Below are 25277 nucleotides of genomic sequence, written 5' to 3'. Positions count from 1 at the left end.
CGGGTCCGTTCCTCGGTCTCACCCGCGCCCCGCGGCGGAGGACTCCGCCAGCGCGAGCCGGTAGTGGTCGACGAGCCGGTCGCCGACCGCCTCCCAGCTGCGTTCCACGACCGCGGCCCGGCCCGCCCGGCCGAACGCCCGGCGGAGCTCCGCGTCCCGGGCGAGCCGTTCCACCGCCTCCCGGAAGCCGGTGCCCGCGCCGGGCGGGACGAGGAAACCGGTGCGTCCGGGCTGGACCAGGTCGAGCGGTCCGCCGACGGCGGGGGCGATCACGGGCAGGCCGCTGGCCATCGCCTCCTGGAGGGTCTGGCCGAAGGTCTCGAACGGTCCGGTGTGCGCGAAGACGTCGAACGAGGCGTAGAGCCGGGCGAGTTCGTGCCCGGTACGGCGGCCCAGGAAGAGCGCGTCCGGCAGCGCGGCGGCCAGCCGGGTGCGGCTGGGGCCGTCGCCGACCACCACCAGCCGTACGCCCGGGAGCCGGGACACCTCGGCCAGCCGCTCGACCTGCTTCTCCGGCGCCAGCCGCCCGACGTAGCCGACCAGCACCTCGCCGGGCCGGCCGAGGCGCCGGCGCAGGGCCTCGTCCCGGTGGCCGGGGTGGAAGCGCACGCAGTCGACGCCGCGCGGCCACAGGTGGACCCGGGGGACCCCGTGGGCCGTCAGGGCGTCGAGCGAGGCCCGGGACGGCGCCAGGGTCCGCGCGGCCGCCGTGTGGATGAGCCGCAGCCGGTGCCAGGCCAGCCGGGCCCCGGCGGCTCCGGCGAAGGGCAGGTAGGTCCGGGCGTACGCGGCGAGGTCGGTCTGGTAGACGGCGACGACGGGGACGCCCGCGCGCCCGGCCGCCGCCGCTCCGGCCGCCCCGAGGGCGAACGGGCCCGCCAGGTGCACCACATGGGGGCGGTGCTGCTCGACGGCGTCGGCCACCCGGCGCCCGGGGAGGGCGATCCGCACCTCCGGGTAGCCGGGCAGCGGGACGGACGGGACGCGGACCACCCGGTAGCCGTACGCCGACTCGTACGGCTCGCTCCCGCTTCCGCTCCCGCTGGTGCGGCGCTGGGCCGCCGGGGCCACCACCAGCGGGACGTGCCCCCGGGCCAGGAGGTGCTCGGCGGTCCGGAGCACGCTGTGGGCCACGCCGTTGACCTGCGGGGCGAAGGACTCGGCGACGATCACCACCCGCAGCCGCTCGCCGCCGGGGGCCGGGCCGGCCGCGGCGGGCGCCGCCGGCCCGGGCAGGACCCCGCTCACCGGGCGGCCTCCGCAGGTGCCGTGCTCTTCGCCGCGGCCGCGGCCTCCGGGCGGGCCGGGACGGACCGGCCGACCGCGCGCAGGTCCCGCAGGATCTCCCGGAAACAGGCGGTCAGACCCGCCTCGGCGTACGGCACGCCGATCTCCGCGCAGTAGGCGCGCACGATGCGCGAGGCCGGGCGCAGCGCCGCCACCGGCATGGCCGGGAAGAGGTGGTGCTCGATCTGGAGGCCGAGGCCGCCGAAGAGGAAGTGGACGAACCGGCCGGCCCGCAGGTTGCGGGAGGGCAGCACCTGCCGCCGGAGGTAGTCGGTGCGCTCGGCGCCGGGGCCGGTCATCGGCATGCCCTTGTGGTTGGGGGCGAAGATGCAGCCCAGGTAGACGCCGAACAGTGCCCCGAACAGCGCGGTGAAGGCGAGCGCCTGGAGCGGGGAGAGCACGAGGACGGTCAGGGCCGCCGCGACGGCGTAGTGCAGTACGGCGAGGGTGCGTTCCAGCGCCGGGTACCTGACGGTGCCGCGGGTGAGGGTCAGGCCGGTGGCGACGAGCAGGCCGAGTGCCTGGAGGGACAGCAGCGGGAAGAACAGTGCCGCCTGGTGCCGTGCCACGAACCGCCGCAACCCCCGTGTCCGATCGGCCTGTTGGGCGGTCCGGGCGAAGAGGAGGGAGTCGGCGGCCGGGTCCTGGCCCTCGCGGTTCGGGTGGGCGTGGTGCCGGTTGTGGTCGTCGACCCACCAGCCGTAGCTCATGCCGACCACCAGGTTCCCCAGCACGATGCCCACCAGGTCGGTCGTCCGGCGATCGGCGAACACCGCGCGGTGCGCGACGTCATGGCCGAGCAGCGCCAACTGGCCCAGTACGAGGGCGAACAGCGGCGCCAGGCCGAGCTGCCACCAGCTCGCGCCGAGCGCCGTGAACCCGGCCAGCAGCCCCGCCAGCGCGGCCAGCAGTGCCGCGCTCCGGCACGCGTAGTACAGCGGGCGCCGACGCAGCAGACCGGCCTGCGCCACGCGCCGGTACAGTTCGGCGAACTCGCCGCGCCGGGCGGTCCCGGTGCTCGGGGGGTCCGGGATGTCCTGAACGGTCATGCCACCAATCCGGTCTCGGGCCGCCCCGGCCGGCCGTGTCCGTGCTGCGTGCCTGGGGCTCGAAGGCCCTGAGCCTTCCGTACCCGACCCGTCGGTGTCCCGCGCTGCCGGTGAATGCGACCCGATCGGGCGGGTGGCGGCCACGGGCTGACGGCCCGCCGTTCGGAGGTCGGGAATCCGTACGGGCTGCCGCCGGGGGAGTGGGTTGTGGGGAGGCCGTCGACGCGATCGGGCTCCTGGAGCCGTCCGTCCGGCAGGCGAGGGGGCGTGACCGTATGTTGATCCGACCGGATGGCGGCCCTTCGCCGCGCGGCGCGCCGGGTCGTCGCCGAACCGGGCGTGTCCCGGTACGCGGGCTAGGTTCGGGTCCGTGACCGGCAACGACGCGGTCCTGGCGCTGATGGTCGTCACGGCGCTGGGCTTCGACTTCACCAACGGCTTCCACGACACCGGCAACGCGATGGCGACCTCGATCGTGACCGGCGCCCTCCCGCCGCGCGTCGCGGTCGCCGTCTCGGCGGTGCTCAACCTGGTCGGCGCGTTCCTGTCGACCGCCGTGGCGGCGACCATCGCCAACGGCCTGGTCGCCAGCGGGGAGGTGACCCTGACGGTGGTGTGCGCCGGCCTGACCGGCAGCATCCTGTGGAACCTGGCCACCTGGTTCCTCGGGATCCCCTCCAGCTCCTCGCACGCGCTGATCGGCGGGGTGGTCGGGGCGACGGTGGCGGCGGCCGGGGTCGGGGCCGTCAAGTGGCAGGGGCTGGTCTCCAAGGTGATCGTGCCCGCGGCGCTGTCGCCGTTCATCGCCGGCGGGGTGGCGGTGGTCGGCACCCTCCTGGTCTACCGCCTCACCCGGGACGTGCCCGAGGGCCCGCGCGGGCGCGGGTTCCGGCTCGGCCAGATCGGCTCGGCCTCCATGGTGTCGCTCGCCCACGGCACCAACGACGCGCAGAAGACCATGGGCGCCATCACCCTGGCCCTGATCGCCAACGGCACCCTGCAGGCCGGGGCGAAGGCGCCCGACTGGGTGATCGTCTCCTGCGCGCTCGCGATCGCCCTGGGCACCTACATCGGCGGCTGGCGGGTGATCCGCGCGCTGGGCAAGGGGCTGGTGGAGATCGAGCCGCCGCAGGGGATGGCCGCCGAGTCGGCCTCGGCCGCGGTGATCCTCTGCTCCACCGACTTCGGCTACTCGCTCTCCACCACCCACGTGGCCACCGGGTCGATCCTGGGCTCGGGGATCGGGCGCAGCGGTGCCGTGGTGCGCTGGCAGCTCGCCCGCCGGATGGTGGCGGCCTGGCTGCTCACCCTGCCGGCCGCGGCGGGGGTCGGCGCGGTGGCCTACTGGACCGCGAACGGGATCGGCGGGACGACCGGGGTGGCGGTGATCTTCACCGTGCTGGTGCTGGCGTCGGTCGCCTTCTTCGCCGCCTCCCGCTACCCGGCCGTGACGCCGGAGAACGTCAACGCCGCCTGGACCGGTTCGGTGGCCCCGGAGCCCGTCAAGGACGAGGTGAGGTCGTGAACTCCTGGGTCAACCTGGACGCGGTGTGGAAGATCGTCGTGGTGGGCCTGGTCACCGGCGCCGGCCTGCCCGCGCTGTTCGCCCTCGGCCTGCGCCTGCTCAACCCGTCCGGTCCGTCCAGTCCGTCGGACCCGTCCGCCCCGTCCGGCCCGGCCGGTGAGCCGGCGGCCGTCCGGCCCACCGCCGGCCCGGTCGGCTCCACCCTGGCCGGACTCCTTTTCGCGCTGGTGCTCGCGGCGATCGGCTGGGGCATCTACGTCATCGTCAACCACCGCTGACCGTCCGCCGCCCCGGCCCGGCCCGGGCGGGCCCCGCCGAATTCCGCTCCGGCAACCGGGTGAAATGGTACGGAGTCGCCTGGCGCGAATGGAAGCCGGGCCCGACGCTGCCAGAATGCAATTTCTCCGAGGGCCACCTGAACGGACGGGGCCACTGGACGGCAGGAGCGGAACATGCGACTCGTTCGACCACGCAATAGTTCGGAAAGCGCGCCCGACCTGGATGCGGCGCGTCTCCCGTGGACGTTGATGTACCACTCGGTGACGTCGGCGACCGAGGATCCCTATCTGATCACCGTCGACCCCGCGCGATTCCGCCGCCAGCTGCGCTGGCTGTCCGCGCGCGGACTGCGCGGGGTGTCGGTGGGCGAGCTGATGCGTTCCCACCGGAACGGCACCGCCGCGGGAAAGGTGGGGCTCAGCTTCGACGACGGATACCGCGACTTCGTGGAGGAGGCCCTGCCCGCACTGGCGGAGTACGACTTCACGGCGACGGTCTACGTGGTGGCCGGCCGGCTCGGCGGGTACAACGACTGGGACGAGCAGGGCCCGCGCAAGCCGCTGATGACGGCGGCCCAGGTCCGCGAGGCCGCCGCCGAGGGGGTGGAGATCGGCTCGCACGGGCTGACGCACCGGCGGCTGGCGGGCCTGGGGGCGCGGGATCTGGCGGCCCAGGTCGCCGACAGCCGCCACGTGCTGGAGGACCTCACGGGCCGGTCGGTCGAGGGGTTCTGCTACCCGTACGGTTCGCTCGACGGCGCCGCCGTGGAGGCGGTGGCGCACACCGGGTACGGGTACGGGTGCGCGGTCAGCCCCGGTGTCCACGGCGGGGAGTTCGCGCTTCCCCGATGTTACGTCGGCGACCGGGACGGGCCGCTGCACCTGACCGCGAAGCTGGTGCGCGACCGCTGGTTGCGCTGACGGTCGCTCAGGGGGCGGTGGCGGCCGGCTCCAGGTGCAGCCAGGACTCGTGCCAGAGCAGGGCGCACCGCCGGTCGCAGCCGGTGGCGAGCGGCTCGCCACCGCAGCGCAGGCCGTCGAGGATGAACCAGCGCCCTCCGGTGGGGTGTTGCCACCAGGCGAGGGACCGGTGGCGCAGTTCGAGGGCGCTGTGACGGGTGCCGGTGTGGTGTTCCATCCCCGGCTGGAAGGGGACGCCGTGCAGGCGCCCGTCGGGGTCGAGGGTCGCGCGGATCTCCGCGAGGCCGCGTACGGTCGCCCACAGGGCGACGGGACGGGGGGCGGGGACCGGCGCGGGCGCGGGCTCCAGCCATTCGTCGCGGAACAGCAGGGCGCAGTCCAGCCCGCAGCCCTGGGCGCCGTCGGCGCCGTGGCAGGTGGCGCCGGCCAGGGCGACGGTGCCCGACAGGCGCCGCACCCGGTAGTGGTCGTCGATCATGCGGCGCACGATGCGCTCGACCTGGTAGACGCCGCCGCAGAACGACCACTGGCTGCCGGTGAACCACAGGCCGCGGTGGCGGTCCTTGGCGTCGAGGGTGGCGCGCACCGCGGCCTCGTCCTTCACCCGGACCCAGTCCCCCTCGGCGAACCGGGAGGGCCGGCCGGGCGCCGGAACGTCGGCGCGGCGCTCGCGCAGGCCCTCGCGGGCGATCCTGGCGCGGCGCACGACGCCGAGTGGGGGAAGGTCGCGCAGGGGCAGGTTCTTGTACTGGCACCGGTTCGCGGCGGTTCCGCAGAGCGGCTCCGCGGTATGGGTGAACCGTGATTCCTCAACGGCCATCAGTGAAATCCCATCGGGTCGGAGATATCGGCACAGGCTAGCGCACCCGGTCTTTTACGCGCTGGCTCGTCGGACCCTACCGGCGCCATGTCGAAAGAAATAACACTAGACGCACTAAGAGCCCCATGGGGTGAAACATCGCCGTTCCCGGGGAATTCTGGTCAGGGTCCGTGTTCATGTGCGTGTAATGTTTCCATCGTTGTCGGGGTGGAGTGGCCGAGTGGCTAGGCGGCGGCTTGCAGGGCCGTTCAGATGGGTTCGATTCCTATCTCCACCTTTTACTTCCGAGTTCTTTCGAGACATTTCGATCCGTGTCGAAAGGCGCGCCCGGAACAGGACGAGCGGTGCGGTCACCTGGGGCTCCGGGGCACATCACCCGGCGAAGGGAACGCTCATGTCCACCTCCCCCAGCGGCTCGGCCGCCGCGCTGCGCGCCGTCCAGGTCGCGGCACCGGGTGCGGCCCCCGAGCTGGTCGAGGTCCCCCCGCGGGAACCCGGTCCGGGAGCCGTGCGGATCACCGTGGAGGCGTGCGGGGTCTGCCACTCCGACCTGCTCATCGCCGGCGGCCTGCTGCCCGGCAGCACCTTCCCGATCACCCCGGGGCACGAGATCGCCGGCCGCGTCGACGCCCTCGGCGAGGGCGTGGAGGGCTGGCGGGTCGGCGACCGGGTCGCGGTCGGCTGGTACGGCGGCAGCTGCGGGCACTGCGACGCGTGCCGGGCGGGCGACGGCCTGCACTGCGCGCGGGTCGAGATCCCCGGCGTCGCCTATCCGGGCGGGTTCGCCGACTCCGTCGTCGTCCCGGCCGTGGCCCTGGCGGCGGTCCCGGACGAGCTCACCGCGGTCGAGGCGGCGCCGCTGGCCTGCGCGGGGGTGACGGTCTTCAACGCCCTGCGCCGCTCCGCCGCACGGCCCGGGGACACCGTCGCCATCCTGGGGATCGGCGGACTCGGCCACCTGGGCGTCCAGTTCGCCGAGAAGATGGGCTTCCGTACCGTCGCCATCGCCCGCGGCCAGGAGAAGGGGCCGCTCGCGCTCCGGCTCGGCGCCGCCCACTACATCGACAGCACCGCGGGCGATGTCGCCGAGGCCCTGCGGCAGTTGGGAGGTGCGAAGGTGGTCCTGTCCACCGTCACCAACGCGCCCGCCGTGGTGGCGACGATCGACGGGATCACCCGCCGGGGCGAGCTCGTCATGGTCGGACTCCCGGCGGAGCCGCTGGAGCTGAGCGCCCTGCAGTTGATCCAGGGCGACCGGAAGGTCTACGCGCACTCCTCGGGCATCGCGGTCGACACCCAAGACACGCTGCGCTTCGCGGCGCAGACGGGGGTGCGGGCCTGGGTCGAGGAGGTGCCGCTGGAGCGGACCGCGGCGGCGGTGGAGAAGATGGCGGCCAACCGGGCCCGCTTCCGCATGGTCGTCACCACCGGCCGCTGAGCGGCGGTCATCGGAGCCGGCCCTCGGAGCCGGCCCTCGGAGCCGGTCCCTCGGGGTCGGCTCCCGGCGTGTCCGGGCAGGTGGACGGGGGTGAGCGGCCCTCCGGCGGCGCGGCGCGGGCGCGTACCCCTGGACTTACTAGGACGTCCAACTATATGGTCGACGGCAGGTCCGCGGTGTCAGGGAAGCCGGTGTGAGTCCGGCACGGTCCCGCCACTGTGACCGGGGAGTCCGTCCTCGCAGATGACGGCCACTGGCAGCCAGCCGGGAAGGCCTGAGGGCGTGCGGTGATCCGGGAGTCAGGATACCGGCCGCGGGTGGTTCGTGTTTTCCACGAGGATGGAGACGACACACATGACTCCGGGCTGCTTCCGTTCCACCGCGCCTGGCTGTCCCGTGCCGACGACCGCCGGGGCGCCCGCGCCCTGACGTACCGTCACACCGCCGTACGCCCGTGCCGAGGGGTGCACCACCGTGCGCCCGCCGACCGGCGGCGGCCTCCATTCCTCCTCTCCCCACCCCTGTCGAGAGTAGGAACCGATGGTCCGAGAACTGACCCACTTCATCGCCGGCAAGCCCACCGCCGGCACCTCCGGCCGCTTCGGCGACGTGTACGACCCCAACACCGGCCGGGTGCAGGCCCGGGTGCCCCTGGCGAGCCGCGCCGAGGTCGAGGCGGTGATCGCCGACGCCGAGCAGGCCCAGCCCGCGTGGGCCGCCTGGAACCCGCAGCGGCGGGCCCGCGTCCTGCTGCGCTTCCTCCAGCTCGTCGAGCAGGAGAAGGACGAGCTGGCCCGGCTGCTCTCCGCCGAGCACGGCAAGACCGTGGCCGACGCCCACGGCGACATCCAACGCGGCCTGGAGGTCGTGGAGTTCGCCGCCGGCATCCCGCACCTGCTGAAGGGCGAGTTCAGCGACAACGCCGGGACGGGCATCGACGTGTACTCGATGCGCCAGCCGCTCGGCGTGGTCGCGGGCATCACGCCGTTCAACTTCCCGGCGATGATCCCGCTCTGGAAGGCCGCGCCCGCGCTGGCCTGCGGAAACGCCTTCGTGCTCAAGCCCTCGGAGCGTGACCCCTCGGTGCCGCTGCGGCTGGCCGAGCTGTTCCTGGAGGCCGGGCTGCCGCCGGGCGTGCTCAACGTCGTCAACGGTGACAAGGAGGCCGTGGACACCCTGCTGGAGGACCCGCGCGTCCAGGCGCTCGGCTTCGTCGGCTCCACGCCGATCGCCCAGTACGTGTACGCCACCGCCGCCGCGCACGGGAAGCGGGCGCAGTGCTTCGGCGGGGCCAAGAACCACCTGATCGTGATGCCGGACGCCGACCTCGACCAGGCGGCGGACGCGCTGATCGGCGCCGGGTACGGCTCGGCCGGGGAGCGCTGCATGGCCATCTCGGTGGCCGTCCCGGTGGGGGAGGCGACGGCGGACGCCCTGGTGGCGAAGCTGGTCGAGCGGATCGGCGCGCTCAAGGTCGGGCGCTCGGACGACCCGGCGGCGGACTTCGGACCGCTGGTCGGCGCCGACGCGCTGGCGCGGGTGCGCGGCTACCTGGACCTCGGGATCGAGGAGGGCGCCGAACTCGTCGTCGACGGACGGGACTTCCGGCTGGCCGGGCACGAGGACGGCTACTTCCTCGGCGCCTCGCTGTTCGACCGGGTCACGCCCGGCATGCGGATCTACCGGGAGGAGATCTTCGGGCCGGTGCTCACCGTGGTGCGTGCCGCCGACTACGAGGAGGCGCTGCGGCTGCCCAGCGAGCACGAGTTCGGCAACGGGGTGGCCATCTACACCCGGGACGGCGACACCGCCCGGGACTTCGCCCGGCGGGTGAACACCGGCATGGTCGGGGTCAACGTGCCGATCCCGGTGCCGATCGCCTACCACACCTTCGGCGGCTGGAAGCGCTCCGCGTTCGGCGACCTCAACCAGCACGGGCCGGACTCGATCCGCTTCTACACCCGCACCCGCACCGTCACCTCGCGCTGGCCCTCCGGGGCCAAGGAGGGCGCGAGCTTCACCATCCCGACGATGGGCTGAGGCGCGCCGTGCACACCCATCTGACCGACGACCAGCTCGCCATCGTCGCGACCACCCGGGACTTCGCCCGCGAGCACCTCGCCCCGCACGCCGTCGCGTGGGACCAGGCCAAGCACTTCCCGGTCGACGTCCTGCGCAAGGCCGCCGACCTGGGCCTCGGCGGCGTCTACGTGCGGGAGGAGTCGGGCGGCTCGGAGCTCGGCCGCCAGGACGGCGTGCTCGTCTTCGAGGCGCTGGCGACCGGCTGCCCGTCCATCGCCGGCTACCTGTCGATCCACAACATGGTCGCCTGGATGATCGACCGCTACGGCAGCCCCGCCCAGCGCGCCCGGCTGCTGCCCGGGCTCTGCTCGACGGAGCTGCTCGGCAGCTACTGCCTCACCGAGCCGGGCGCGGGCTCGGACGCCGCCGCGCTGGCCACCCGGGCCCGCCGGCACGGGGACCACTGGGTCCTGGACGGCGTCAAGCAGTTCGTCTCGGGCGCCGGCACCTCGCAGGTGTACGTGGTGATGGCCCGAACCGGCGGCCCGGGGGCCCGGGGCGTCTCCGCGTTCCTGGTGGAGCGGGACGACCCCGGCGTCTCCTTCGGAGCGAACGAGAAGAAGATGGGCTGGAACGCCCAGCCGACCCGGCAGGTGCTGCTGGACGGCGTCCGGCTCCCCGCCGACCGCCTGCTCGGCGGGGAGGGCGAGGGCTTCCGGATCGCCATGAACGGGCTGAACGGCGGCCGGCTCGGCATCGCCGCCTGCTCCGTCGGCGGCGCGCAGGACGCCCTGGAGCGGGCCACCCGGCACCTGGCCGACCGGGAGGCGTTCGGGGCCGCGCTGCTGCACGCCCAGGCGCTGCGGTTCCGGCTCGCCGACATGGCCACGGAGCTGGAGGCCGCCAGATCGCTGCTCTGGCGGGCCGCCGCCGCCCTGGACCGGGGCGACCCCCGGGCGCCGGAGCTGTGCGCGATGGCCAAGCGCCACGCCACCGACACCGGCTTCGAGGTGGCCAACCAGGCGCTCCAACTCCACGGCGGCTACGGCTACCTGGCCGAGTACGGCATCGAGAAGATCGTCCGCGACCTGCGGGTGCACCAGATCCTGGAAGGGACCAACGAGATCATGCGCGTCATCGTCGCCCGCGGCCTGACCGGGGCCGCGTGATGGGTACGGATGAGGTCCTCGTCCAGCGCGAGGGCCGGGCGGGTCTGATCGTCCTCAACCGCCCGGCGGCCCTGAACGCCCTCACCCACGGCATGGTGCGGAGGATCTCCGCCGCACTGGACGCGTGGGAGCGGGACGGCGACGTGGAGACCGTCGTGATCACCGGCGCCGGTGAGCGGGCCTTCTGCGCCGGCGGCGACATCGTCGCCATCCACCGCGCCGCCACCGGCGGCGACCCGGGCGCCGTCGAGGAGTTCTGGCGCGACGAGTACCGCCTCAACGCCCGGATCGCCCGCTACCCGAAGCCCTACGTCGCCGTGATGAACGGCATCGTGATGGGCGGCGGGGTCGGCGTCTCCGCCCACGGCAGCGTCCGGATCGTCACGGAGACCACCAGGGTCGCCCTGCCGGAGGCCGGCATCGGCTTCGTCCCCGACGTCGGCGGCACCTACCTGCTCGCCCTCGCGCCGGGGGAGTCGGGCACCCACCTCGCCCTGACCGCGGGATCCGTCGGCGCCGGGGACGCGCTGCTGTGCGGGCTCGCCGACCACTTCGTGCCCGCCGAGCGGCTGCCCGCACTGCTGGACGACCTGGCCGAACTACCCGTCCACGACGCCCTGGAACGGAACGTCGGGCCCGCGCCGGCCGGCGTGCTGGACGCGCAGCGCGGATGGATCGACCACTGCTACGCGGCCGGCACCGTGGAGGAGATCCTCGACCGGCTGCGGGAGAGCGGCGAACCCGAGGCCAAGAAGGCCGCCGACCGGATCGCCGCCAACTCCCCGACCGCCGTGAAGGCGACGCTCGCGGCCCTGCGCCGGGCCCGGGCACTGGGCCCGCTGGAGGCCGTCCTCGACCAGGAGTACCGGACCTCCTGCGCGGCGCTCGCCACGCCGGACCTCGCCGAGGGCATCCGGGCCCAGGTGATCGACAAGGACCGCACCCCGCGGTGGAGCCCGGCGACCCTGAGCGCCGTCGAACCCGCCGCCGTGGACCGCTACTTCGCCCCGCTCGGCGACCGTGAACTCGGCCTCGCCGCCACCACACCCCTGGAGCGCTGGTGACCCAGACGATCGGATTCATCGGACTCGGCAACATGGGCGGCCCGATGGCCGCCAACCTCGTCAAGGCCGGACACCGGGTGACCGGCTACGACCTGGCCCCGGACGCCCGGGAGCGCGCCGCCGGGAACGGCGTCGCCGTGGCCGCCTCGGCGGCGCAGGCGGTGGCGGCGGCCGGGACGGTCGTCACCATGCTCCCGGCCGGACGCTATGTCCTCGACGCCTACGGTGAGTTGACGGCGGCGGCGCCGAGCGGCGCGCTGTTCGTGGACTGCTCCACCATCGCGGTCGGGGACGCCCGGGTGGCCGCCGACCTCGCCCGGGTCGCCGGGCACCGGGCCGTCGACGCACCGGTCTCCGGCGGCGTGGCCGGCGCCGAGGCGGCCGGCCTGACCTTCATGGTCGGCGCGGACGCCGCCGACTTCGCCGACGCCGAGCCGCTGCTGGCGGCGATGGGCCGGCGGGTCGTCCACTGCGGAGGGTCCGGCGCCGGCCAGGCGGCGAAGATCTGCAACAACATGATCCTCGGCGTCTCCATGATCGCGGTCAGCGAGGCCTTTGTCCTCGGGGAGAGCCTCGGGCTCAGCCACCAGGCCCTGTTCGACGTGGCCTCCACCGCCTCCGGCCAGTGCTGGGCACTGACCGCCAACTGTCCCGTCCCCGGCCCCGTCCCGGCCAGCCCCGCCAACCGCGACTACGCGGCCGGATTCGCGGCCACCCTGATGGCCAAGGACCTCGGACTGGCCGCCGACGCCGCCACCGCCTCCGCCGTCCCGGCCGAACTGGGCCGACGGGCCGCCGAGTTGTACGCCGCCTTCGCCCAGGACGAGGGCGCCGGGCTGGACTTCTCCGCCATCATCACCACCCTCCGGGAGGGCGCCGCATGACGTACGGGACGATCCAGGTCGAGCGCAAGGGCCGGGTGGGGCTGATCACGCTCGACCGGCCCAAGGCGCTCAACGCGCTCAACACCCGGCTGATGAACGAAGTCGTCGCGGCCGCAACGGAGTTCGACCGGGACCAGGAGATCGGCTGCCTGGTGGTCACCGGCTCGGAGAAGGCCTTCGCGGCCGGCGCCGACATCAAGGAGATGCAGTCGCTCGACTTCGTCGACGCCTACCTCGGCGACTGGTTCGCCGCCTGGGACCGCTTCGGCGCCCTGCGCAAGCCCGTCGTCGCGGCCGTCGCGGGCTACGCGCTGGGCGGCGGCTGCGAGTTGGCCATGCTGTGCGACGTCCTGCTGGCGGCGGACACCGCGAAGTTCGGGCAGCCGGAGATCAAGCTCGGTGTCATCCCGGGCATCGGCGGCTCGCAGCGGCTGACCTGGGCGGTCGGCAAGGCGAAGGCCATGGAGCTGTGTCTGACCGGTCGGATGATGGGCGCCGAGGAGGCCGAGCGGGCCGGACTGGTCTCCCGGATCGTCCCCGCCGACCAGCTGCTGTCCGAGGCACTGGCCACCGCCGAGACGATCGCGGCGATGTCCGCCCCGGCCGCGATCATGCTCAAGGAGAGCGTCAACCGCTCGTACGAGACGACGCTCGCCGAGGGCGTCCGCTTCGAACGGCGGCTGTTCCACGCGACGTTCGCGACGGTGGACCAGAAGGAGGGCATGGCGGCCTTCGCCGAGAAGCGCCCGCCGGAGTTCCGCCACCGCTGACAGCCCGGCCGGTGCGCCGCCCCTCACCGGGGGCGGCGCACCACGGCCTGGGGGGTGACCGCCAGGCGTACGCGTCTGGCCCCGGGTCATGAGTGCTGGCAGAACTCCGCGTCGGAGAGGTCCCGGGCCGCCGCGCCCTGGAGCGCGAGGCTGTCGGTGTTGAAGTAGACGGTCATCCGGTGGCGGGTGTCGCGGGTGGAGACCGCGAGGGCCTCGAAGCCGTAGCCGCCGCCGCGGTACCCCCAGAGCTCGACCCCGCAGGAGGTGGTCATGCGGGCGATGCCGAGGCCCTGGTCGTCGATGCCGGCGGGCACGGTGGTGGTCATCTCCCGCAGCTGCGCCTGGGGCAGCAGCCGGCCGCTGAGCAGGGCGCGGTAGAAGCGGTCGAGGTCGTCGGCCGTGCTGATGATCTCGCCACTGGCCCGGATCGCCGAGGGGTTGAACTCCGTGACGTCGACGCCCGGCGGGGGCAACTGGACCTGGGCGGTGGAGTAGTCCCGGCCGGACGGCCGGGGTAGCGACTCGCGAGTTCCGGGCGAGTCGGTGCCCCGCAGGTGGAGCGGGTCGATGATGCGACGGCGCAGCTCGTGCTCGTAGGAGCTGCCGGTGATCCGCTCCACGATCATCGCGGCCAGGAGGTAGTTGGTGTTGGAGTACACGAACCTCTCGCCGGGGGTGGCCGTGGGTGGCTTCGACATCGCGACGGCCAGGAGTTCCTCGGGAGTCCAGGTGTCGTGCAGGTGCTCGAGCCAGATCGGCCCGATCTGGTGCAGGGCGGGGTCGTTGAGGTAGTTGTACACACCGCTGGTGTGGTTCAGCAGCTGCCGGACGGTGATGCGGCGGCCGTCGTGGCCGTGGCCCCGGACCAGGCCCGGCAGCCACTTCTCCACGATGTCGCCGATGCCGAGCCGCCCCTCCGCCTCCAGCTGGAGCACGAGCACGGCCGTGAACGTCTTGGTGATGCTGCCCACCCGGAAGTGGTCCGCCGGACGGGGCGGGCGTCCCGTCCTGCGGTCCGCCACCCCTGCCGTTCCCACCCATCGGCCTTCGCCCTCGGCCACGGTGACGAGGACCCCGGGCGCACCGTCCCGTACCGCCCGCTCCATCGCGGCCCGGGTCCGTGCGTGCTCCGACCGGCCGGCCCCGTCGGCCGGTGCGGCGGCGGCCGCTGGGGATGCCGGGACCGGCAGGAGCGCGGTCAGGAGTGCGGCGGCCACGGCGGCGAGGGTGGCCGGGCCTCTTCCGGTGGCCACGGGCATGGGCGTGCTCCCTCTCGGGGCGGGGATCATCCGCCCTCAGTCAAACAGAGGTGCCACCGCCCCGCATGCGGGGTGACCCGCCGGCGCTTGCCCCGTTCCGGTGAGGAAACCGCAGGTCACCGGGCCGCTGGGGGCGGACAGTGCGACCAGGCGGCGGGAGCGGACGACCGTGGCGCCGTCGCCGCGGAGGTTCGGCCCGGCGTCGGCGTCGGCGACCTCTGCGGGGGTGGGTGCAGGAGCACCGCGTCGCGTCGGACAGATGGGTTCGGGGTGCGGGTCAGACCCGTCGATTCTCGCCGGCCGGTCTTCCAACGTCGGTGCGCGGAAGGCGAGTCGAGGTGCGGATCAGGGTTTCGTGTGGCGTGTTCCTGGCAAGCTATCCCAACCATGGGCTTGTCGCCGGTCGCCGGTCATCCTCCTGTCGCTGTCTTCCGTGAGCCCCGGGGCGGGCGGCCCGACCCGGGGCTGGGGCCGCGGGTCGCCGCTGAGGCGGGGCGGGCCGCGCGCGTGCTGGCCGGGGTGGCGACCCATGCCGGACCGGTCGAGCGGACCGCCGCGCTGCGGCAGGCCGCCGCGGCAGCGGGCGAGGTGGTGGCCGCGTTGGAGGCGCTGGCTCCGGCCCTGGCGGGTGAGGACGTGCCGGCGGAGTCGACCAGTCAGTCGTACTTCCGGGTCCGCGAGGTGGAGCTGTCGGACCAGCAGGCCGCCCTGCACGGCCTGTTGGTGATCCACCGCGGCCTGGAGGACCTCTGCGAGGCTCCGCTGTCGGGTGCCGACCTGGCGCTGGAGCTGGCCGGGATGCGGCGGTCGGTGCTCGACCTCACGGGAGTCGCGCCGGGCACCGAATCCGGGCCCGTTCCGGTGCCGGCCGTCCCGGAGCCCGGTGCGGGGCCGTCGTTGGAGCGCGCGTGGAGCGCTCGCTGGCTCATCGGGCACCAGGTCCACGTGCTGTTCAACGTCTGCGCCGCGGTCGCCGTGGCCGACGCCACCCGCCACCTGCGCGACGATGACGGCGACGCCGCGCTGGGGCGGCTGGCGGACGCGACGGAGTACGTGCGCGGCTTCCCCGCGGCCATGAACCACGCCAGTACGATCCCGGCCGACTACTACATGGCGGCGATCCGCCGGACCATGGCGCCGCCGTCGACGGACATCCCGCTCAGCGGGCGCCAGCACCGCGGGTACAAGCTCTTCCGGGCGGCGATGAAGGACCTGCTGACGCTGGTCCCCGAATCCTACGAGCAACTGGCGGACCGCGACCCCGAGTTGGCCGAGGCGCGGGACGCCCTCCTGGAAGCCGACATCGTGGACGCCGAACGGCACGTCACGCTCGCGTACTCGATGGTCCGGCTGCGCCGTTCCATCGCCCAGCGGCCCGAGGGCCCCGACAACGCCGTCGCCGAACTACGACAGATGCGCCACCGCCGCGCGGCCCAGTACGCCCCCCTGATCCGATTCGGGGACCACTACGTCGCCGACGCCGTGGCCGGCCTGCGCCACTCGTGAGTCCGCGCGTCCGCCCGTCCACACCCCCGGCAGGAGACCCGATGCCCGGCACCACCGACAACACCGCCGTCGCCGCGGACTGGAACCTGGGCCCGGCCGACGCCGACACGTGCGAGCGCCTGGCCCGGACCCTGTCCGCCGACGGGGGCGACCAGGTCGACAGCCCCGCGTGGGTGGCACGGGCCCGGGACGCCTGGGACGAACTCCCGCTGCCGCTGCGCCGGGCGGTGCGCCGGTTCCGACGGCACTCCGGCCCGCGCGGCACCCTGGTGATCGGCGGCCTGCCCGTCGACCGGGCGGCCCTGCCCCCGACACCGGCCGTACCCGGCTCGGTCCAGCGGCAGGCGACCGTCCCGGCCGCGCTGCTCACCATGGTGGCCTGCGGGCTCGGCGAGCCGCTCGCCTACCTGGCCGAGAAGTCTGGGGCCCTGGTGCAGGACGTCGTGCCCGTGCCCGGGCAGGAGGCCTTCCACGGCAACGCCGGATCGGTGCCGCTGTCCTTCCACACCGAGAACGGCTTCCACCCCCACCCGCCGGACTACGTGGTCTTCCTGTGCCTGCGCGCCGACCACGACCGGACCGCCGGGATGCGCGTCGCCGGCATCCGCCAGGCACTGCCCCTCCTCACCCCGGCCGAGCGGGAGGCCCTGTCCGCACCGGAGTTCCGCACCACGCCGCCGCCCTCCTTCGGCCCCGACGCCGCGAGCGGGGCCGGAGCCGAACCCCGACCGGTGCTGTCGGGCGCGGCCGAGGACCCCGACATCCGCATGGCCCAACTCGTCACCGCCCCGCTCACCCCTCGGGCCACCGCCGCGCTGGCCGCGTTCGGCCGGGCCTGCGAGGCGACCGCCCGCACCCTGCGCCTGGCCCCCGGCGACCTGGTCGTCATCGACAACCGCGTCACCGTCCACGGCCGCACCGCCTTCCGGCCCCGCTACGACGGGGCGGACCGCTGGCTGCAACGCACCTATGCCAGCGCCGACCTGCGCCGCTCCCGCGACCACCGACCGGACGACGGCCACGTCCTCGCCCGCTGACCGGCCCCCGCCTGCCGCGGGCGGCACGTACGGTGCGGCCACCCGAGCCCGGAGGCCCTGGGTGGCCGCAGCCCGGGACGCGATGTCAGCAGCAGCCGTGCCACTGGTAGTCCGTCGGGGCCTCGAGTCCGGCCTCGGAGGCGTCGCCGTCGGTGCCGGCCGCGGTGGCGGGGTGGATGGTGGTGCCCTTCTTGATGGTCTCAGCGACGGCGATGTCCTTGATCTCCTCCGGCGGGACCGTCAGCGGGTTCGCGGAGAGGATCACCAGGTCGGCGAGCTTGCCGACCTCGATGCTGCCCTTGCGGTCCTGCTCGAAGTACTGGTGGGCGGCGTGGATGGTGATGGACTTGACCGCGTCCAACGCCGACACGCACTGCTCGGGCCCTAGGACGACCTGGTCGGTGCGGGTGCGGCGGGTGACCTGGCTGGAGAGGATGGCGATCGAGTTGGGCAGGGCCACCGGGGCGTCGTGGTGCGAGGTGTAGACCATCCCCCGGTCCACGGCCCAGCGGGCGGGGGAGATGGTGGCGGCCCGCTCCGGCCCGAGGACGGTCTTGCGGTACCAGTCGCCCCAGTAGTATGTGTGCATGGAGAAGAAGGACGGGATGACGCCCAGGTGGGCGAAGTCCTCGATCTGCTCCTCGCGGGCGGTCTGGGCGTGGATCGCCACCGTCCGCCGGTCGGCGTCGGCGGGCTCGACCTCGGCGGAGGCGGTCCGGACCGCCTCGATGAACTGGTCGATCGCGGCGTCCCCGTTGACGTGCGCCAGCACCTGCCAGCCCCTGGCGTACGCGGTGCTCACCTGGTCCAGGACGACCTTGGGGTCCTCGATGGTGGGGTAGCCGGAGTAGCCCTCGGGGGTGCCTTCCGGCCGCTCCTTGTAGGGCTCGGTGAGCCAGGCCGTGCGGCCTTGCGGGGATCCGTCCAGGTACATCTTCACCCCGGCCGCGCGCACGCCCCGGTGGTACTCCTGGCTCGCGCCGACCGGGTCCGGCTCCGGTGAGGCCGTGGCCTCGTCGGCCCGTGCGTAGGCGACGACGTCGATCTTGAAGGGTTTGAGGGCCGCGGCGTCCCGCAGGGCCTTCAGGTTCTTCAGTGTGGCGCCGCCCTCCTGGACGGTCGTGAAGCCGAAGCTCGCGGCCGACGCCACGCCCTTGCTGAAGAGGGCGGCCATCGCGGTCAACGGCAGCCCCTCGGTGGCCTTTTCGGAGGCCGGACTGAAGGCCGTCTCCTCCAGGACGCCGTTGGGTTCGCCGAACGGCCGGGCCACGGGGCCGGGTTGGCGTCGGATGACGCCGCCGTCCGGGTCGGCGGTGGCCCTGGTGTAGCCCAACTCCCGCAGGCCCCGGCTGTTCACGGCCCCGAGGTGGAAGGACTGGTGGATGGCCAGCACCGGCCGGGTGGTGGACACCTTGTCGAGATCCTCGCGGGTGGGGTGCCGGCCTTCGGCGAGCATGGCGTCGTCGTAGCCGAACCCGATGATCCACTTGGAGAAGGCGCCCACCGGTGTCTTCGCCCACGCGCGCAGCTTGTCCAGGAGCGAGTCGATGTCCGTGACGTCGCCGTCGGGGGCGGCCAGCAGGTTGGCGAGGGTGGCCTGCAGCCCGATGCCGCCCAGGTGGCCGTGGGCGTCGATGAACCCGGGCAGCAGCGCGCGCCCGGCGAGGTCCCGCACCTTCGTCCGCGGCCCCTGCCAGCGGTCGACGGCCTCCTGGTAGTCGCCGACGTGGACGATGACTCCGTCCTTGACGGCCACCGCCTCGGGACGGGGATCGGACTCCTGGGAGTCGGCGGCCGCCGTCACGATCTCACCGCCGTGGAAGATGACATCGGCCTCGTCGTACGGTGCCGCAGCCTGGACATCGCCGGCGTCCGTCGTCACTCCCGGCTGACCGCTCATTCCGGTTCCCTTCCGCTGCCTACGTTCGGTGATCCGCTGCCTACCCGTGGCTATCGGGGTGTGAACATGAATCTGAATCTGAACGCTGCTCGGGTACGGCGCTGGGGCAGGTACGGCTAGTGAGGTGGACCATCAGGAGTCGCCGGGTGCGGGCGCGCAAGGGCCGTCTCCCTTCTTGTCCGCGACGAACACCCCGCCGCATCGCCCCGCTCTGCTGCCGTTGCCGTTGTAGACGCTGACGACCTCGAACACGATCGGCTTCACCGCCGTGCGGTGGACGTACTGCGGGGGTTCCTGCGGGCCGACGTTGAAGTCATTGGCGCCGAATCTGTCCTTCTCTCCCCGGGAGCTCTTCTGCGCCGGTTTCCAGAAGGCGTACTTCGACATATCGGACCAATTCGTCATGTAGTTCAGCAGGTCTGTGTTCAGGGTGGTGGCCTTGCCGGCCTGTGGCCATCCGGCCTGGACCGCTTCGGTGATCGGGGCGAACCGTGCGGCTTCGGCGAAGAGAACGGCCGGTTGGCACAGGGATGCTCCGTCAGCTCCGTTGCCCTTGTCGGCGAATTCCTTGACCGCGCTGTTCAGGCTGTTGTCCGTTATCTCCAGCCTTCCAGAGCTGATCTTTTCGCAGAGCTTGGGGTATTGCGTGCCCTTCGTCCAGCTGCCGGTCCGATCGGCAGGGAAGGGATAGTCGCGCCAATTCTGCTGGGGTTTTTCGAATCGGATGTAGCTGTTCTTGTCCTCGTTGTACAGGCCGATGACGTAGAGGTCGTCCTTGCGCATCAGGAAGGTGATGTGCTGCGACTGGTCGCGGCTGGTGATCCGGATCCCGACGAAGTCCTCCGTCGTGTATGACTTGGGATTCTTGGGTTTGGCGTCCACCACCTTCTGCTGAATAGACGGGCTGACGTGCAGCCTTCGCATGCCGACGGAGGTCTCCACGTCAGCAGCGGGCGCCACGGCGTCGCGGATCGACGCGATGTAGGCGGCATAGGCGCCCGCGCGTTCCCACTGCGGCCCCCCGAATTCCAGGAGCGCGGGGAGCAGCGGCGCTTGCGGTGCTGCCTGTGGGTCGGCGGTCGGAGCGCCGGAGCAGGCGGCCAGGGACACGGCCGCGAGGCCGATGGCAAGGACGGACGACTTAGGCATGGGGAGACTTCCTTCGGGGCCCGACGGGCCCGCGCGGGTCGGAGGCGAGGGGGCTGCGCGCGACCGGGTGCGGCCGGAGGGCGGTTCAGGAAGCGGGGAGGCGCTTGCGTCGCCCGGCGGGCGCCGCCGTGCGTTTGGCGGGCGTCGTGCGCTTGGCTGCGGCCCGGCGGGGCTTCGCGTCCGTCGGGCGAGGCGCGGTGCGGGAGGTCCGTGTCGTACGCGGGGGCGTGGTGATGCGGCCGACCTGCGTGCGCTTCTCAGGGCCCGGAGGCTGGAGGGCTTTGCCCGTCCCGTCCTTGACCACGGGCATGGCCACCAGAATGACGGCCGTGGTGGCCTTCCCGACCAGGGTGAACGTCTGCTCGGCCACCGGCGCGAGCGCGGGGACGACGAAGACGACGGTGAGGGATTTCCCGTCCTCGGACGGGGTGACCTTGGCGACGGTGGATCCGTGGTCGGGGACGAACCCTTCGCCCGTCACGGTGACCTCGAAGGTGGCCCCGCGTACGGTGCTCTGGCCCGTGTTGGTGAGGTTCCAGACGTAGGTGACGTTGTCGCCGACCAGGGGTGCGGGGGGAGAGACCGTCGTGGTGATCGCGACCTGCGCGGTGCTGCCGATGGGCACGGGGTCGCTGCCGGAGGCCAGACCGGTCGTGGTGCCGACGGTGGCGGACCGGGTGACGGCGGCCTTCGGGCCGGCCGGGTCGGGGGAGACGGCGACCCGTACGGCGATCTGCGCGGCCTCGCCCGGTGCGAGCTCTCCCACGGGAACGGTCCACCGGCCGGGGTGCGCCGGATCGACGGTGCCGCTGCGCGGGGCGGTGTCGACGGTGGCGTCCAGGAAGGCGAAGTCCTTCGGGAGCGTCAGGACGAACGAGGTGTCCCGGGCGCTGGAGGGCCCGTCGTTGCCGAGGGACCAGACCAGGACGCTCTCGCCGCCGGCGGTGACCGGGTAGGGGAGTTGGAAGGCGCTGATCCGTACGGTGCTGCGGACGGTGACGTTCAGCCGTGCGGTGTGGATGACCGGGCTCGCGCCGTCCGCGAAGAGAAGTGCGGTGACGGCGAGTGGATCGGGGCCTTTCGCCGTGGTGGCGGGAGCTCGGGGCGACACCCGGCAGGTGACCCGCACGGTCTGCTTCCCGGTGGCGAGGCCGTCGAGGCCGAGGGTGAGGTGTCCGTCGCTCTGCGACAGCGAGGACGGGGCCTGGCCGTCGATCAGGGCCTCGGTGACGGTGAGCTCCGGGGGCAGGGCGACCTGGAGGGAAGCGGTGCCGGTGGCGCAGGTGCCGGTTCTGGCGACCGTCCAGGTGAACGGGACGGTGGCACCGGCATCGAAGGTGCGGAGGTCGGCGGTGTCCGGGTCCGGGGTGAGGGTCAGGACGGCGTCGGAGTCGATCTCGATCCGCGCGGCCGCGTCGGCCGGAGTCTGCCCCTCCTCCTTGACCACGGCCCGTCCGCTCACCGTGCCCGGCGCCTGGGTCAGGTCGTCGGCGGTGGTGGTGCCGGTGGCGGTCACGGTGACGGACAGGCCGGGCTTGAGGTCGGGCAGGGATGTCGGACTGGCCTGGACGGGCGCCTTCCTGCCGTTCGAGACGGTGATCTTGGGGTTGCTCAGTTCGGGTGGCAGCGTGAGGTCGGCGACGGCGCCGGAGGCCACCGACGGGCCGCGGTTGACCACCGTCCAGACGAGCGAGGCATGTTCGCCCACCGTCACCGGGCTGGGGGTGCCGATGCCGTTGAGCGTGAGCGCGCTCGCCCGGGTGACCTGCACCGAGCCGATCCGGCCCGTGGCGTCGGCGGTGTCGCCCGCCTTGGCGGTGGCGGTCACGGCGGGGATGTCCTTGGCGGCCGGGTCGACGAGGGCCGTGACCGTGACCGTGCGCTGCTGGCCCGGCTTGAGATCGATCGGCGGCCACTGGACCCTTCTGCCGTCCGACGTCGCTCCGCCGTGGGAGGAAGCGCGGTAGGTGAGGGAGGCCGGCAGGCCGGCGGTGAGGTCGATCTTCTCTGCGGCGGGCCCGCCGGCGTGGGCGAGGGTCCACACGTAGGTCAGGTCGCGCCCGGCGACCACCGCAGGCGGGACAGCCTCGCCGGTGAGGCTCAACGCGACCTTGACCTCGGCCGTCAGGGTGTTCTTGGCGTCGGCGGCGTCGGTGGCCTGGGCGTGGGCGGTCGCCTCCAGCGGGCCGGCGGCATCCTTGCGAACGGTGGCGGTGGCCTCGAAGGTCAGCTGCTGGCCGTTCGACAGCGTGCCGAGGGAGTCGAAGACGAGCTGCCGCTTCGGCTCGTCCCAACGTGCCGTCTGCGATCCGCCTTCGGTGACCAGGCCCTTCGGGTCGGACACCTGGTCGGGCATGGTGATCCGGACGGTGAGCCCGGACGCGTCGGAGGGCCCCTTGTTGGCCAGCGTCCAGTGGTAGGTGATCCGCTTTCCGGCGTCGGCGGGGTTCGGGGTTACCGCCCCGGTCAGGTCCAGCTGGGACGAGGCGCGGGCGGTGGCCTCGGCGGTCTTCCAGGCCGGGCGGGCCTGTGCGGAACAGGCGTACGCTCGGGCGGGCAGCGAGCCGGTGGCACCGTCGTCGACGAGGGTCTTCACCGAGAAGTCCTGGGTCTTGCCCGGGGCGAGCGAACCCAGGTAGCCGATGATCATCTTGGGGGTGGGGGTAGCGGGCAGCCCGTGAACCTCCGTCGGCTTGACGTCGGCGGGCAGGGTGATCGACACGTAGATGTTCTTGGCGGTGACGTTGCGACCGGTGTTCTTGAGGGTCCAGGAGTAGGTCAGGAACTTGCCGGGGTCGACCGTTTCCGGATCGGCTTTCGCCTTGGTGAACTTCAGTGTGGTGGTCTTGTCCTTCTCGTCGTCGTCATCGTCGTCCGACTCGTCGTGGTCCTTTCCGCTGCCTTCGCCGCCGAACGGGGGCGGGAAGCCGAAGGGCCCGAAGTCGAAGGGGAATCGGAAGTTGCCCTTCCCCTGTTTGACGGGGATGGTGATGTCCTTGCTGGTCGCCTCGGTGGAGCCATCGCGGGTGAACAGGCCCGTGACGGTGACCTGGTGGTCCTGCGTGTGGCCGACCGTCGTGACGACCGTGAACCATCCGCCGGCCTTGCCGGGCGCCAACTCCTCCTGAGGATAGGTGGCTTGCTGGCCGTCGGCGAGGCTCAGGGCGCTCGGCAGCTTGACCGTACGGGTCACGTTGCGGGCCAGGGACGGACCGGTGTTCCTCACATTCCAGGCCAGGGCAAGCTGGTCGCCTTCCTGGACCGTGTCCGGGCTGAACCGGGTCTCGATGATCTCGAGTCGGTCCTGCACCGCCACCTGGACCGTGGCCGGTGCCTCGGGCGTTCTGGCCGGCTTCCCGGTGCGGGGGTCGAGTGTCTGCGCCTCAGCGCCGGCCTTGAGGGTGAGCGAGCCGCGAACCTCCGGGGCGGGCCAGACACGGAGGGTGAGGTCGGCCGGGCGGTTCGGCGGGAGGGTGCCCAGATCCCAGCTGATGTCCGTGCCCTTGACAGTGGCTGTCGGGGTGGCGGACACGAAGGTGGCGCCGGGCGGCAGGGTGACCCGTGCGGTGACGCCGGTCGCCGTGGAACTTCCCTTGTTGGTGAGTGTCCACCGGAAGGCAGCGGGGTGGTCACGGTCACCCGCCACCACCTGGGCCGGGTCGGTGGCTTCGGCGCGCAGCGACAGCACGGCCTCTGCGGTGGCGGTGACGGTCGCCTCGGTCGCCGGGACTTTGATCGGCTTCTTTGTCTTGGCATCCAGGGTCGTGGCGGAGGCCTTCGCCGAGGCGGTCAGCGGGCCGAGGGCCCCGGGGTCGACCTTCGCGGTGACGGCGACGGACGTGTCGCCGGACTCGACCGGGGGCAGCGCCCAGCTGACGATGCCGCCCTTCTGGAGCGTGCCATGGTCGGTGGCGGAGACGAAAGCCAGACCGTCCGGCAGCGTCGCGGTGACGGCGAGGCCCCGGACGACGGAGGGGCCCTCGTTGTGGAAGGTCCAGGTGTAGGTGACCTCGTCCCGCCCGGCGACCGTCTGCGGGGGGACGGCGGCCGCTGTGCAGGTGAGCGTGGCGAGTTCCTGGACCTTCAGGGTGACGGGTACCTGCAGGGTGGTCGCCGGACTGCCGGAGCCGTCCGGCCTGCTGAACGTTGCCACGGCGGTGGCGACCAGGGTGTCCCGCGTGGTCGGGGAGGTCTTCGCCTTGACCGTCACGGTGCGCGACTGGGGTGGGTCCAGGTAGCCGAGCTGCCAGAGGACGCTGCCATCGGCTTGTAGGGTGCCCTTGGTTTGTGGGGCTTCGTCCTCGTAGGCGGAGTCGAAGCGCACCCCGGGAGGCAGGACGGCCCGGACACTCACCATTTCTGCGCTGGACGGTCCTCGGCTCTCCACCTTCCAACGGAAACTGACGGGTTGATCTGCCGGCACCGTGTCGTCGGCGGGGTCACCCGTCAGGGAGAGGTCCACCTTCGACACGGGGTCCACGATGGTCTGCCGGTTTGGCGTCGCGTCGGCGGTGTGGACACCGAACAGGACACCCAGGGGGATGCCGGCGTTCGGCGCGATCTGCACGGTGAGGGCCGCCACGGCTTTCTCGCCATGCTTCAAGGGCGGCAGCTTGTGCTCCGGGGCGCGCTTGTCGTCGATGGTGAAGTCGACTTCGCTCAGACCGTCCCCCATGTCGTACTCGCAGACGGCGGAGGTGACGTCGTCGGGCCCGAGGTTCGTCACCGTCCAGGAGAGGACCGCCTTCTCGCCCGCCACCGGTTCGGGAGGCTGCACGGTGCCCTGGCTCAAGTCGAGCGTGGCGTTCTCGAGGACGGTCCCCTTGCTGTCCGAAGAGCCGGGGTCGATGTGGGTGTCGTCGCCGAGGAACTCCGCCTTGACCGAGGCATCGGCGACCTTTGCCTCGTCCGTGTCGCCCGCTCGCCGCCGGGCGCTCGCCGTTCTCTTGGTGGCTGCCGTACGTGCCATCGTCCTGCTGCTCCTCGGTGTGGACTGCTCAGCGGGAAGGGGTGACCGGAAGCCGGTGGGGAACGGCGGGTGGGCACGGTCCTTCGCTCCGGCCGGGCGGGTTCTGATGGGCAGCGCCGGCCGGCGTCCCGCCTCAGGTCCGTTCGAGCCGGACCGCTGCTGCGCCATGGCGGGGACGCGGGGTCTCGCTCCGCAGTTGTCACTGTACGAATCGTGTGCGGATTCCGCCC

18 protein-coding genes, 1 tRNA gene and 1 riboswitch are annotated in these 25277 nt (G+C 72.9%); of the genes, 12 read left to right on the top strand and 7 right to left on the bottom strand.

What is annotated here, in order from left to right; translation table 11 throughout:
* Window positions 1-18 precede the first annotated feature (18 nt).
* Both ACWDD9_RS32385 and ACWDD9_RS32380 read right to left on the bottom strand, forming a co-directional pair.
* A complete protein-coding gene (locus tag ACWDD9_RS32385; protein WP_449813583.1) occupies window positions 19-1182 on the bottom strand; it encodes a glycosyltransferase family 4 protein in 1164 nt (387 codons plus the stop codon).
* Between the two features lie 62 nt (window positions 1183-1244).
* Window positions 1245-2336, bottom strand: a complete 1092-nt coding sequence (locus tag ACWDD9_RS32380) for a fatty acid desaturase family protein (protein WP_449813550.1) — start codon at window positions 2334-2336, stop codon at window positions 1245-1247.
* A gap of 370 nt (window positions 2337-2706) precedes the next feature.
* Here ACWDD9_RS32380 and ACWDD9_RS32375 point away from each other — a divergent pair, with 370 nt between their 5' ends.
* The 3 genes from ACWDD9_RS32375 (at window position 2707) to ACWDD9_RS32365 (ending at window position 5060) form a co-directional block, all read left to right on the top strand.
* Window positions 2707-3861 carry an inorganic phosphate transporter gene (locus tag ACWDD9_RS32375; RefSeq protein ID WP_241852963.1) on the top strand — a complete coding sequence of 385 codons (1155 nt, stop codon included), beginning with the start codon at window positions 2707-2709 and terminating at the stop codon, window positions 3859-3861.
* Window positions 3858-4139 (top strand): hypothetical protein, encoded by a 282-nt coding sequence (locus tag ACWDD9_RS32370; protein ID WP_449813549.1) that lies wholly within the window; start codon window positions 3858-3860, stop codon window positions 4137-4139. Before ACWDD9_RS32375 ends, ACWDD9_RS32370 begins: the two co-directional genes overlap by 4 nt.
* Window positions 4140-4400: 261 nt before the next feature.
* Window positions 4401-5060, top strand: a complete 660-nt coding sequence (locus tag ACWDD9_RS32365) for a polysaccharide deacetylase family protein (RefSeq protein ID WP_380776043.1) — start codon at window positions 4401-4403, stop codon at window positions 5058-5060.
* A 7-nt stretch (window positions 5061-5067) separates the two neighbouring features.
* Here ACWDD9_RS32365 and ACWDD9_RS32360 read toward each other — a convergent pair whose 3' ends face one another.
* On the bottom strand, window positions 5068-5880 hold the full coding sequence (locus tag ACWDD9_RS32360) for a hypothetical protein (protein WP_380776041.1): 813 nt from the start codon (window positions 5878-5880) through the stop codon (window positions 5068-5070).
* A 206-nt stretch (window positions 5881-6086) separates the two neighbouring features.
* Here ACWDD9_RS32360 and ACWDD9_RS32355 point away from each other — a divergent pair.
* The 7 genes from ACWDD9_RS32355 (at window position 6087) to ACWDD9_RS32325 (ending at window position 13227) form a co-directional block, all read left to right on the top strand.
* A tRNA-Cys gene (locus tag ACWDD9_RS32355) sits at window positions 6087-6157 on the top strand.
* 117 nt (window positions 6158-6274) lie between these two features.
* The gene (locus ACWDD9_RS32350) at window positions 6275-7318 is read left to right on the top strand and encodes an alcohol dehydrogenase catalytic domain-containing protein (protein ID WP_449813548.1); all 1044 of its coding nucleotides are present in this window, start codon (window positions 6275-6277) and stop codon (window positions 7316-7318) included.
* A 146-nt stretch (window positions 7319-7464) separates the two neighbouring features.
* A riboswitch (cobalamin riboswitch) is annotated at window positions 7465-7648 on the top strand.
* A 210-nt stretch (window positions 7649-7858) separates the two neighbouring features.
* A complete protein-coding gene (locus ACWDD9_RS32345; RefSeq protein ID WP_449813547.1) occupies window positions 7859-9358 on the top strand; it encodes a CoA-acylating methylmalonate-semialdehyde dehydrogenase in 1500 nt (499 codons plus the stop codon).
* A gap of 8 nt (window positions 9359-9366) precedes the next feature.
* Window positions 9367-10509 (top strand): acyl-CoA dehydrogenase family protein, encoded by a 1143-nt coding sequence (locus tag ACWDD9_RS32340; protein WP_074003486.1) that lies wholly within the window; start codon window positions 9367-9369, stop codon window positions 10507-10509.
* The gene (locus ACWDD9_RS32335; protein WP_449813546.1) at window positions 10509-11573 is read left to right on the top strand and encodes an enoyl-CoA hydratase/isomerase family protein; all 1065 of its coding nucleotides are present in this window, start codon (window positions 10509-10511) and stop codon (window positions 11571-11573) included. Before ACWDD9_RS32340 ends, ACWDD9_RS32335 begins: the two co-directional genes overlap by 1 nt.
* On the top strand, window positions 11570-12457 hold the full coding sequence (gene mmsB, locus ACWDD9_RS32330; RefSeq protein WP_449813545.1) for a 3-hydroxyisobutyrate dehydrogenase: 888 nt from the start codon (window positions 11570-11572) through the stop codon (window positions 12455-12457). The genes ACWDD9_RS32335 and mmsB overlap by 4 nt, the downstream gene beginning before the upstream one ends.
* Window positions 12454-13227, top strand: coding sequence for an enoyl-CoA hydratase (locus tag ACWDD9_RS32325; protein ID WP_449813544.1), 774 nt, complete (start codon window positions 12454-12456; stop codon window positions 13225-13227). The genes mmsB and ACWDD9_RS32325 overlap by 4 nt, the downstream gene beginning before the upstream one ends.
* Before the next feature lie 86 nt (window positions 13228-13313).
* On the opposite strand, the gene ACWDD9_RS32320 is transcribed toward ACWDD9_RS32325, so the two are convergent.
* Window positions 13314-14486, bottom strand: coding sequence for a serine hydrolase domain-containing protein (locus ACWDD9_RS32320; protein WP_449813543.1), 1173 nt, complete (start codon window positions 14484-14486; stop codon window positions 13314-13316).
* 519 nt (window positions 14487-15005) lie between these two features.
* Between ACWDD9_RS32320 and ACWDD9_RS32315 the strand changes: the two genes are divergently transcribed.
* A complete protein-coding gene (locus ACWDD9_RS32315) occupies window positions 15006-15992 on the top strand; it encodes a hypothetical protein (RefSeq protein WP_449813542.1) in 987 nt (328 codons plus the stop codon).
* A 41-nt stretch (window positions 15993-16033) separates the two neighbouring features.
* Window positions 16034-17029 (top strand): TauD/TfdA family dioxygenase, encoded by a 996-nt coding sequence (locus tag ACWDD9_RS32310; protein ID WP_449813541.1) that lies wholly within the window; start codon window positions 16034-16036, stop codon window positions 17027-17029.
* Between the two features lie 85 nt (window positions 17030-17114).
* Here the strand turns inward: ACWDD9_RS32310 and ACWDD9_RS32305 are convergent, their stop codons facing one another.
* The 3 genes from ACWDD9_RS32305 to ACWDD9_RS32295 all read right to left on the bottom strand — a co-directional run bounded on the left by ACWDD9_RS32305 (window position 17115) and on the right by ACWDD9_RS32295 (window position 25047).
* Window positions 17115-18929 (bottom strand): amidohydrolase, encoded by a 1815-nt coding sequence (locus ACWDD9_RS32305; RefSeq protein ID WP_449813540.1) that lies wholly within the window; start codon window positions 18927-18929, stop codon window positions 17115-17117.
* Between the two features lie 132 nt (window positions 18930-19061).
* Window positions 19062-20078, bottom strand: coding sequence for a ribosome-inactivating family protein (locus ACWDD9_RS32300; protein ID WP_387975542.1), 1017 nt, complete (start codon window positions 20076-20078; stop codon window positions 19062-19064).
* An 85-nt stretch (window positions 20079-20163) separates the two neighbouring features.
* Window positions 20164-25047 (bottom strand): hypothetical protein, encoded by a 4884-nt coding sequence (locus tag ACWDD9_RS32295; RefSeq protein WP_449813539.1) that lies wholly within the window; start codon window positions 25045-25047, stop codon window positions 20164-20166.
* Window positions 25048-25277: the final 230 nt, after the last annotated feature.

It is taken from the genome of Kitasatospora sp. NPDC001119 (assembly GCF_053598475.1).
The sequence above is the reverse complement of the archived record's forward strand: the minus strand, read 5'-3'. Positions and strand labels throughout refer to the sequence as shown.